Origin of the sequence: Streptomyces sp. NRRL WC-3618 (assembly GCF_001280005.1) — a bacterium.
Classification (GTDB): domain Bacteria; phylum Actinomycetota; class Actinomycetes; order Streptomycetales; family Streptomycetaceae; genus Streptomyces.
The window spans coordinates 1-382 of record NZ_LGDW01000313.1 but is presented as its reverse complement, the minus strand read 5'-3'; the positions used below and the strand labels follow the sequence as shown (position 1 = coordinate 382).

General features: G+C 73.0%; 1 protein-coding gene. It reads left to right on the top strand.

The features are described 5' to 3' along the window. Positions 1-31: 31 nt before the first annotated feature. The coding region (locus ADL01_RS47555; protein WP_324614634.1) for an acyl carrier protein at positions 32-382 on the top strand (351 nt) is incomplete at its 3' end.

Sequence of the window (382 nt, the reverse complement as noted above, 5' to 3'; positions counted from 1 at the left end):
CCTCGCCCAGCCCGACGGCGCCCTCGTCCCCATGAAGCTCAACACCGAAACCCTGCGCAAGCAGTTCGGCGCCGACGTACCCCCGCTCTTCCGGAGCCTCATACGAGGCGGCACACGCACCCGTCGCGTCGCCGAATCCGGCCCCGCCGCGGCCGGCACCTCCTTCGCCGGCCAACTGGCCGCCCTGGCCCACGAGCACCGCGAACGCGCCCTCCTCGACCTCGTCCGCGCCCAGGTCGCCGCCGTACTCGGCTACGCCTCCGGCGAGGACGTGGCCCCCACGAAGGCGTTCAAGGAGCTGGGCTTCGACTCCCTCACCTCCGTCGAACTCCGCAACCGCCTCAACGCCGCCACCGAGACACGGCTGCCCGCCGGGCTCGTC